The 4,328-nt window shown below is 39.3% G+C and carries 3 protein-coding genes; all 3 read right to left on the bottom strand.

Annotated elements, in window-relative coordinates:
• On the bottom strand, positions 1 to 923 hold a 923-nt coding region (locus tag BM084_RS18850), incomplete at its 3' end, for an IS110 family RNA-guided transposase (RefSeq protein WP_093306673.1).
• A 140-nt stretch (positions 924 to 1,063) separates the two neighbouring features.
• Positions 1,064 to 1,954 carry an outer membrane beta-barrel protein gene (locus BM084_RS18845; RefSeq protein WP_093306671.1) on the bottom strand — a complete coding sequence of 297 codons (891 nt, stop codon included), beginning with the start codon at positions 1,952 to 1,954 and terminating at the stop codon, positions 1,064 to 1,066.
• A 44-nt stretch (positions 1,955 to 1,998) separates the two neighbouring features.
• Positions 1,999 to 4,328: MBG domain-containing protein (locus BM084_RS18840; RefSeq protein ID WP_177195735.1), on the bottom strand; the 2,330-nt coding region annotated here is incomplete at its 5' end.

Genomic DNA, 4,328 nt, shown 5'->3' with positions numbered 1-4,328 from the left:
ATAACCGGGTCGGTTCTAATGGCCTGCCAGGCAGCTTCCACATAATAAGAGCGAATGAGCCCGTGACACCGTGGACTCATTCCCATAGATCTGGAAGTAGCTCCGCTTTGATATATACCGGGAACCAGCCCTACATATCCTGCAAGGTGTTTGAGGCTGCTAAAACGTCTGAGATCTCCCAGTTCTGTAATAATTCCTACCGCTACAATTCCGCCAATTCCCGGAATACTTCTTAGCAGGTAGTAGTCCTCTTTAAAATGTTTACGACAGTAGGCCCTGAGCTGACTGGAAACATCACGAAGCTCTTTATCTATAAACCTAAAGGTGCGCATCTTACTGGCCATAGTTTCCCGGGCAGTAGGATAATTAAACTGTTGGCTATCTACCCAATTCCGAAAAGCGTGGCTCCAGTGATCATTATCAAACTCCGGAGGAACTTTGATTCCAAAATAAAGTAGCTGCATCTTGATCATACATTTGATGCGCCTGAGGTCTTTAACTAATTCGTTCCGGCGACGGAAGAGACTGCGTAATTCTTCTCGTTCCTTACCTGGAACTATAATTCCTTCCAAACGCCCGTCCTTAAGTTCCCGACTAATCAATTGGGCATCGATACGGTCGGTTTTGGTATGGCGCTCCTTTCCTTTTCGATGGATATCAGCTGGATTTACCACCAGGGATTTCCAACCGAAACTCTCGAAGCTACGATGCGCAGAATAGCCACAACAACCAGCCTCATAAGCAGTGGTTACCTGGTAATCGGGAAAATGTTTCTGAACGTATTGATATAATTTCTCTGGCTCAGGTGGCATGGTAAAAGATTTCCCAGCAAAAAGATCTGTGCTGCAGTGTATCTTCCAGCTTCTCTTGTGGATGTCAATTCCTATGAATAACTTTGGTAAGGCAGTAACTCGGGTTTCCATATCTTTAGTTTTTATAGTGATTATTAAAGATACTCGATTACTGCTTTTTCATTGATGCTATATAAAAAGTAGGACGGGACAAACCGAAACAAAAAAACCTTTCAAAAAATGAAAAAGCTTTATTTTAATGATGCTACAATTTAAAACTGAAATGCGTACTGAATTTTTAGACCAAAGGCTAGCGTCCTTATTTCATCTACGTATTGCCCTGGATTCATATCACTCCTGGAAGCTAGAAGACTACCAGTTGCAAAAAAGGTTGGATCTTGATTATTATAATCAATAAGTCTTTCTCCAGAAGCTTCAGGTCTAATATCATTTAGGCCGTAATCAAAGAACAGCCCCATGTAAAGAGATTGACTGTTTTCCAACATAAGCTTGATTCCGCTTTCCAGCTGTGCTACAAAGTTGGTTTTAAGATTTAAGTCTGATTTAGCTCCATTTACTGCGTCAAACTCCCCAAATCCGGCAAACTCGGGATCGGTAAGTTCCACATCGTATTGCGGATAATAACCATTGGTTTGCAATGAAAGAGTTTTAGATTTGTATTTTGAATCTAAAACAAAGCCTGCCTTAACCCCAGCAGCGGCATAAAACCTGGTCATCCCTTGAGATTCATACTGAATCTGTAGCGGAATATTAAGAAAATACACTTCCTGTTTCTCCGAAAAATTATTTGCCTGATATCTAAATTCAAATTCCTCTCCTTCCAAATCCTGAGTCATAAATGCACCCTGAATAGTGGGTATAATTATCGAACCTTCCATATACTGGAATTCTGCTCCTGTACCAAAACTCCAGTTATCAGAAATATAATAAGCGTATTTAGCTCCAATGCCAAAGCCATTACCTAATTCACTATTCGCTCCCAGCGCTTCGTAATCTAATTCAGAAAACGAACCCTGAAGATAAAATGAGACTTCATTATTTGATTGAGCCAATGCCTGGGTACCTACACTAATTAGTGCAAGTATTAAAACAAGCTTTAATATGACCATTTTTCTGGCTCCCATTATATTATTAGTTTTCATATATATTTAATCTTTAAAGTAATTTCAAAAAGTACAAAGCTTCCTTATTTTATTATGAATTTGATTGACCTACTAATGTTTTCAGTTTCAATCTTGAGAATATATACTCCCATTTGAAGGTTGTAAGGCAAGGTTATGTTTGTAATTTTTCTATTCGAATTCATTTGCTTAAGAAGCATTCCATTTAGATTGTGTATGGAAAGCTGCATGGTTTCAAGTTCTTCTTTAGGAAAATCTGCTAAAAGCTCCATAGTGCCACCTGAACTTACAGGGTTTGGTGCTAATGAAACATTGAAAGAACTCCTTAACTGAATCTCGGAAGTACAGGTTTTAAGGATCTCTCCTTCTTCAGTTTCCAATACCACGTAATAAGAGCTTTCTGCATCCAAGAGGTCATCTGCATTTTTCCCGGCAGAGAAGTATTGTTCATTTCCGATCACGGAACCATCTTTATACCAACGGTAACTCACAAATTTATATCCACCATTGGTTTCACGATTATTATTAATCAGCATGACATTATTAAACTTCTGAATTACAATATCCTCGAAATTGAAATTCTTCTCTACAGTGATACTATAAGTTTTAGTTGAAATTCCATCTTCAGAAGTCACGGTCACAGTTTCCCGGTAGATACCAGGCGCCGGAGTACTTATGGTAAAGCTATTATCCTGATTTATTGATGACCCTTGATTTTGCTCAAGTTCAATAAACACCTCATTTTCAGTGTTTCCACAACCAATAAGATAGTAAATATCTACACCAGGGTTGGAATAAGTAACTCCATTGATAACCGCAGTATTTAGAAGTGCTTCACTACCATTTATGGTAAGAGTTCTTACCACGGGAGGAGCCGCTTCATAATTTTGGTTTCCTTCTTGGGTGGCTGTGATGGTAATTTGCCCTCCACCTAGGATTCTTACAAATCCTCGGGGACCAACTGTAGCCGCCGGATTCTCTGTTTCATAGGTATAGGAATAAACTACACGTAAACCGGAGTTTGAAGTCGCATCCAGTTGAAAATGTTCATCTGATAGTTGATTTCGATCTTCAAGTTCATTAAAACTAATTTCCTGTTCTGCCTTTTTAATCACTAAGTTAGTGGTCAGTACCAAGTCTTCATATCCCTCCAGGCTTACTGTTGCAGTCACCGTATATGTCCCTGCATTTGTATGTGTATTATTGTTATACGCTACGGTAGCTCCTTCTGGCAATCCAGTAACAAAAATACTATGTTCACTCCCGTCGTAGGTGAAGAACTCAAATTCTCCATCAAAACTCACTCCTGCAATCTCTGCATTTTCTATCACCAGTAATACCTCTTTGGAGATCGACAAATAATTATCAGTTTCTTCGGCAGAAATAGTAACAGGATAAGTTCCTGCAGCGGTATATCCTTGTGCCGGAGCATAAGCCAACTCAGTTTCAGAGTGGTTTAGCGTTGCTGCAACATCCTTAACAGCACCATCATAAGTGAAAGTTTGAATAGCATCGGCAGTGATTAAGGCTTCAGCTTTGTTAACCACAAGATTAGCAGTCAGTACTTTATCATTATAGTTTTCCTGGCTAATAGTTGCAGTTACTTTATAAGTTCCGGCATTGGTTTGTCCGTTATTCTCATATTTCACTGTCGCACCCTCAGGCAAACCAGTAATGAAAATATCTTTTGAAGTTCCATCGTAGGTGAATGTTTCACTTTCGAAGGTCACTCCTATGATTTCGGCATTTGTAATAATTAAACTCACTTGCTCAGAAGCAGCTTCATAATTACTGGTTGCTTCAGCTGAAATAGTAACAGGATAAGTTCCTGCAGCGGTATTTCCTTGTGCCGGAGCATAAGCCAACTCAGTTTCAGAATGGTTTAGCGTTGCTGCAATATCCTTAACAGTACCATCATAAGTGAAAGTTTGAATAGCATCGGCAGTGATTAAGGCTTCAGCTTTGTTAACCACAAGATTAGCAGTCAGTACTTTATCATTATAGTTTTCCTGGCTAATAGTTGCAGTTACTTTATAAGTTCCGGCATTGGTTTGTCCGTTATTCTCATATTTCACTGTCGCACCCTCAGGCAAACCAGTAATGAAAATATCTTTTGAAGTTCCATCGTAGGTGAATGTTTCACTTTCGAAGGTCACTCCTATGATTTCGGCATTTGTAATAATTAAACTCACTTGCTCAGAAGCAGCTTCATAATTACTGGTTGCTTCAGCTGAAATAGTAACAGGATAAGTTCCTGCAGCGGTATTTCCTTGTGCCGGAGCATAAGCCAACTCAGTTTCAGAATGGTTTAGCGTTGCTGCAATATCCTTAACAGTACCATCATAAGTGAAAGTTTGAATAGCATCGGCAGTGATTAAGGCTTCAGCTTTGTTAA

The sequence above is a fragment of the Salegentibacter agarivorans genome (genome assembly GCF_900113135.1).
GTDB lineage: Bacteria > Bacteroidota > Bacteroidia > Flavobacteriales > Flavobacteriaceae > Salegentibacter > Salegentibacter agarivorans.
The sequence above is the reverse complement of the archived record's forward strand: the minus strand, read 5'-3'. Positions and strand labels throughout refer to the sequence as shown.

Coding starts and splice junctions, on each gene's coding strand:
- BM084_RS18845 (WP_093306671.1), bottom strand. CDS start 1,954: ATGAAAACTAATAATATAATGGGAGCCAGAAAAATGGTCATATTAAAG.